General features: G+C 71.3%; 6 protein-coding genes. All 6 read right to left on the reverse strand.

Annotated features, from left to right (window positions below; all coding sequences use genetic code 11):
- Positions 1–889 (reverse strand): M48 family metallopeptidase (locus VM840_11230; protein ID HVL82148.1); only part of this gene is annotated, 889 nt, incomplete at its 3' end.
- Positions 886–2,397 carry a metal ABC transporter permease gene (locus VM840_11235; protein HVL82149.1) on the reverse strand — a complete coding sequence of 504 codons (1,512 nt, stop codon included), beginning with the start codon at positions 2,395–2,397 and terminating at the stop codon, positions 886–888. The genes VM840_11230 and VM840_11235, both read right to left, overlap by 4 nt.
- On the reverse strand, positions 2,394–3,152 hold the full coding sequence (locus VM840_11240; GenBank protein HVL82150.1) for a metal ABC transporter ATP-binding protein: 759 nt from the start codon (positions 3,150–3,152) through the stop codon (positions 2,394–2,396). The genes VM840_11235 and VM840_11240 overlap by 4 nt, the downstream gene beginning before the upstream one ends.
- On the reverse strand, positions 3,149–4,045 hold the full coding sequence (locus VM840_11245) for a metal ABC transporter substrate-binding protein (protein HVL82151.1): 897 nt from the start codon (positions 4,043–4,045) through the stop codon (positions 3,149–3,151). The genes VM840_11240 and VM840_11245 overlap by 4 nt, the downstream gene beginning before the upstream one ends.
- The gene (locus VM840_11250; protein ID HVL82152.1) at positions 4,042–4,728 is read right to left on the reverse strand and encodes a metal-dependent transcriptional regulator; all 687 of its coding nucleotides are present in this window, start codon (positions 4,726–4,728) and stop codon (positions 4,042–4,044) included. Before VM840_11250 ends, VM840_11245 begins: the two co-directional genes overlap by 4 nt.
- A gap of 37 nt (positions 4,729–4,765) precedes the next feature.
- Positions 4,766–5,551 (reverse strand): hypothetical protein (locus VM840_11255; protein HVL82153.1); only part of this gene is annotated, 786 nt, incomplete at its 5' end.

Consider the following 5,551-nt stretch of genomic DNA (forward strand, 5'->3'; position numbering starts at 1 on the left):
GGATCGCCGCCGGCTCGCGCACCGAACCCACACCCGCCAGGTCGAGAGCCGGCTCCCAGGTCACCAGCCACCGAACGAACAGGAACATGGCCAGCGTCAGCGCGGCCCCGAGCGGCAGGTTGCGCGAGATGTGCTTGCGGCGCCAGTGCCCCATCTCGTGGGCCACCACCACCTCCACCGCCTCGGGGGGCTGCTCCAGCAGGTTGTCGAACAGGACGACGCGCCGCGTCTTGCCGAGACCCGCGAAATAGGCGTTGTCCTTCCGCGTGCGCTTGGAGGCGTCCATCACGAGCACCTCCGAGATGGCCAGCTTCGCGCGGTCCGCCAGCGCCCTCAGGCGTCCCACGAGCTCCGGGTCCTCCAGGGGCGTGAACCGGTTGAAGATCGGGGCGATCAGGATGGGGTAGAGCATCCCGAGGCCGACGCTGAACACGAATACGACCCCCCACCCCCACAGCCACCACATGTCGGTGGCCCGGATCAGCGCCCAGATCGCGGTCAGCAGGACGGACATGATCACGAGGTTGAGCACGAGTCCCTTCACGAGGTCGACCACGAACCCCTTCGGGGTCTGGGTGTTGAAGCCCCACCGCTGCTCGTGCACGAACGTGCGCCAGAGCGCCATCGGGAGGTCGAAGACCGTCGAGACCACGAGGAGGAAGAGCAGCGTGAGCACGACCTGGGCGGGCCACCACCCCACGCCCACCGCGTCCAGGTAGCGCGGGACGGCGTGCGTCAAGAGGATCGCGGCGAGGACCGCCGTCGAGATGATGCCGTCGAGCACACGGGCCCTGGCCAGCGGCCGCTGGTACTCCCTGGCCTTCGCGACCTCGTCCGGCGAGAACCAATCCGCCGGGTCGGCCGGCAGCCTCTTGTACGTGTTGATCACCTGTCGCCACCCTCCTCGGCCGTCACGAACACCCTCGCGGCCACCTCTTCGGACAGCACCGCCTCCCGGCCCCCGATCCGGACACGCATCCCCGCCTCGGTGGCGCCCACGACCGTCACCTCCTGCATAGGCAGGATGCCGAGGGCGACCATCTCCCGCAAGACATCCTCTCGGTCGTCGCGGACCATGATCACGCGACCCCCCCGTCCGTCGGTGAGCGGACGGCCGGTTATCACACCCAGTCGTGCGCCCTGGCGAGGTATCGGGTGCCCGTGCGGGTCGGCGGCCGGACGGCCCATGGCGCGGTCGATGTCCTCCAGGGCCTCCGCGGACATCGAGTGCTCCAGCCGCTCCGCCTCCGGGTGCAGCTCGTCGATCGGGACCCCCTCCGCCTCCGCCAGGTAGGACTCTATGAGGCGGTGGGCCCGCACGAGCCGGACGGCCTCGTCACGGCCCTCCGACGTCGAGTGGGCACCGGTCGCGCCTCCTTGCAGCAGGCCCCGGCGCACGAGGCTGTCCATCCGTGAGGTCACGTCGTCGGGGCTGTGGCCGGTCCGTCCCGCGAGGGCCTCCGTGTCGGTGCGACCCCCCTCCTGCTCGGCCGTGAAGACGGCCTTGAGGATGTCCTCCTCGACCGTCCTGCGTCCCGTCCGCCTCCGGGCCACCGAGCGGGAGACGATCCCCCGGCGCGGCGCGAACAGGAAGACGGCGACGAAGACGAGGCTGGCCACGATCACGATGGCCGGTCCGGATGCCACGTCGAGGTAGAAGGAGCCGTACAGGCCCCCGACCGAGGAGACGAGCCCGATGACCGCCGCGATGAGCATCATCGAACGCAGCCGGTCGGCCAGCAGGTAGGCCGTCGCTCCGGGCGTTATGAGCATCGCGATGACGAGGACGAGCCCGACCGCCTGGAGCGCGGCGACGATCGTGGCCGACAGCAGCGCGGTGAACACGTAGTGCAGAGCGCCGACCGGTAGCCCGCTCGCCTGGGCCATCACGGGGTCGAAGCTCCAGAGCTGGAACTCCTTGAACAGGACGACCACCACGCCGATCACGAGGAGGCCGCTCGCAGCGGTCAGGGCCAGATCGACCGGGCCCACCCCGAGGACGTTCCCGAGCAGCACGTGGAACAGGTCGATCCCCCGCGGGCGGAGCAGGCTGATGATGGCGAGGCCGAGCGCGAAGGTGAACGTGAACGCGATGCCCATCGCGGCGTCGAGCTTCACCCGGCTGTTGCGCTCGACGAACGTGATGGCCACCCCGGTGAGAACGCCCACGATGAGCGCGCCCCAGAAGATGCCGACGTGTCCGGCGGCCACCCACCCCACCGCCACGCCGAGCAGGACCGCGTGGGCGACGGCGTCGCCCATGAGGGCCTGGCGCCGCACGACGAGGAGGCACGACAGCACGGCCGAGGTCACGCCGACGATGGCGGCCACGGCGAGGCCGTACCGCATGAACCCGTACCGCAGGAGCGGGTCGACCAGCACCTCGTAGAGGTTCAATGGCTCTCCTCGGTGAGCCGGGCCGCCTGCACCTCGACCCCCACCGAGGCGGGGACGCCGCCGTACGCGGTCGAGATCGTCTGGGGGTTGAAGACCTGGTGGACGGGTCCGTACGCCACCACCCGGCGGGCGAGCACGAGCAGCCGGTCGTACAGCCCGCCCACGGTCGCGAGGTCGTGGTTGACGACGACGACGGTCGCCCCCTCGTCCCTCAGCTGTCGGATCTGGCGGCGCAGCAGCTGCTCGGTGAGCGCGTCGATCCCGGCGAAGGGCTCGTCGAGCAGGAGGAGGCGGGCCTGCTGGGCGAGGGCCCGGGCCAGGAAGACCCGTTGCTGCTGTCCGCCCGAGAGCTCCCCGATCTGACGCTGGGCGAAGTCGGTCATGCCGACGCGGTCCAGCGCTTCGGCGACGAGCTCGTGGTCCCTCTTGCGCGGTCGTCGTCCGAGCCCCAGGTGGGGGTACCGGCCCATCGTCACCACCTCCGAGACGACGGCCGGATAGTCCCAGTCGATCTCCGAGCGCTGGGGCAGGTAGGCGATCTGGGACCGGACGGCGTCCACCGCTCGTCCGTCCACGCGGATCTCCCCCGAGTCGGCCGAGACCAGGCCGAGGACGGCCTTGATGAGCGAGGACTTGCCGGCTCCGTTCGGTCCGACGATCCCGCAGACCTCCCCCGGGCCGCACGAGAACCGGACGGACCGAAGGGCGGGAGCCCCGCCGTAGGAGACGGTCAGGTCCCGGACGTCGAGCCTCACCCTCGCGTCCTCCCACCGAGCCCGGACACGATCGCCCGCACGTTGGCGCGCATCATCCCGATGTAGGAGTCCGCGCCGCTCCCGGGCTCCCCGACCGAGTCGCCGTAGAGCGGCTCTCCGACCTCGACCCCGGCATCGCGCGCCACGCGCTGCATGATCCTGGGGTTGACGGTCGTCTCGATGAACACGGTTGGTACGGCGTGCGCCTTCACGTCGTCCACCAGCCGGGCCACCTCCTCGGCGGACGGCTCCCGCTCCGTGGAGATGCTCCAGATCGTGCCGACCACGTCGAGCCCGTACCGCTGTCCGAAGTAGCGGAAGGCGTCGTGGGTCGTCACGAGCTTCCGGTTGGGAGCCGGTATCGTCCCCACCTGCTCGGAGATCCAGGCGTCGAGCTCGTCCAGCTCGCGAAGGTAGGCGTCGGCGTTGTCGCGGTAGGTCTGGGCGCCCGCTGGGTCGAGCTCGACGAGGGCGTCGCGGGCGTTCGCCACGTAGCCGCGGGCGAGGTGGGGGTCCATCCAGAGGTGGGGATCGGGGTCCCCGCTGTACTGACCGGTCTGCGTGATCGTCGCGTCCAGGCCCTCGGTGAGCGTCACCACCCGGCTGCCCTCGATCAGCCGGTCCAGCCAGCGCTCCAGGCCGAGGCCGTTGCGGAAGACGACATCGGCCTCGGCCACCCGGCGGGGGTCCGACGGGACCGGCTCGTAGGTGTGAGGGTCCCCGCCGACGTGCACGATCGGCTCGACATCGATCCGGTCGCCGGCGACCGCGGCGACGAAGTCGGACAGGATGCTGATGGTGGCGACGGCCTTCGGGCGGGCGTCGTCGTCGGGGGCCGTGGAGGGCGCGCAGCCGGCCGCGACCACGAGAAGCAGCGCCAGGGCCCGGCTCACCGTCGTCCACCCCCGTCCACCGTCGAGACCTTCACGGCCGCGGCCAGTCGCCTACCCAGCGCGTGCTTGCGCCGTCCCGCTCGCACCCATACCGGACCCCCGAAGGGAGCCTGCTCGACGACGTCGAGGGCGACGCCGGGAACGATCCCGAGGTCGCCCAGGTACCTGAGTGCGTCCGGGTCGCGGTCGGACACCCGCTCGACCCGCACCCGTCCGGGGCCGGCTTCGTTCAACCCGGTGAAGGCGCGTTCGACGTGCTTGCCGCGACGAGGGGGGATCGGGTCGCCGTGTGGGTCGTGGGTGGGGTTGCCCAGCGCGGCCGCGATCCGCTCGATCAACCGATCGCTGATCGCGTGCTCGAGCACCTCGGCCTCGGCGTGGACCTCGTCCCACGGCACCCCCAGCGCCTCGTGCAGGTAGGTCTCCAGGAGGCGGTGGTGGCGGATAACGTCGAGCGCCGCCGTCTCGCCCTCCGGGGTGAGGGTCACCCCTCTGTGCCGCTCGTGGCGGACCAGGCCGCGTCCGGCCAGACGCCGGACCATGGCCGAGACGCTGGCCGGGGAGACCCGGAGTCGGTCGGCTATCTCGCCGGTCGTGGCGACCGAGCCGTCCTCGGCCAGGACGTAGATCGTCTTCAGGTAGTCCTGGACGGCCTCACTGGCCGCGCTCACCTGGGTAGCCATGTCTAAGTACCATTTTAGACACGGCTAAAATTTCTTGTCATCCCGAGCAGGACGGTCGGCTCCCGAACGAGCGCTCGTTGGCCACCAGGTCGAACGTGTCGGCGGGGTTGCGAGAGTCGATGAGCGCCAGCTCGGCCGGACCCGCGCGGGTGCAGGAGATGCGCACGGTGGCGTAGCCCCCGTCGTCGGCCCGCAGGACCGGCTCCCCCACGACCGACAGGTTCGCGCCCGGTTGGAGCCGGAAGGTCCCGAAGGCAGCGCGCGGAGCCCGGTCCCCGTCGCGGCATCTGTCGCCCACCCCGAACCTGAGGTCGACCGTCTGCCCCACCGGCCAGCCGGGACCGGTCGAGCTGAAGACGGGCGGGATCGGCGCATGGCGATGCTGCCAGTCGGCCCGCATCGTCCCTTCGGTCACCCGGCCGGGCACGATGCGGCCGTTCCCGGACGCCCCGTAGGTGACCAGGATCGAGTCCGTGCAGCCGACCCGGACCTGGAACCGGTAATCGCCGACCGGGCCCGCCACCCGGACCCTCCCCCGGTCGTCGCTGGTCGCCGTCTGGGGAGCTGGACCGTCCACGACGACCGGGACGCCGGAGGGGTTGCGTCCGTTCTGGTCGACGAGCGTGATGACGAAGGCGGGCTCCGGTTCGGCCGCGGGAGGCGGCTCGGTCGCCTCGGGCTCCACGACGGGTTCCGCCGTCGCGTCCACCGGCACCTCGACCCCGGACCCCACCTCGTTGGAGCCCGGCTCCGGCGTCGGAGCGCGACGGGCGAGCCCGGTGCATCCGGAGACGGCGACCGCGGTGAGCGCGACGGCCAACGC

The sequence above is a fragment of the Actinomycetota bacterium genome (assembly GCA_035540895.1).
Taxonomy (GTDB): domain Bacteria; phylum Actinomycetota; class JAICYB01; order JAICYB01; family JAICYB01; genus DATLFR01.

Coding starts and splice junctions, on each gene's coding strand:
- VM840_11250 (HVL82152.1), bottom strand. CDS start 4,728: ATGGCTACCCAGGTGAGCGCGGCCAGTGAGGCCGTCCAGGACTACCTG.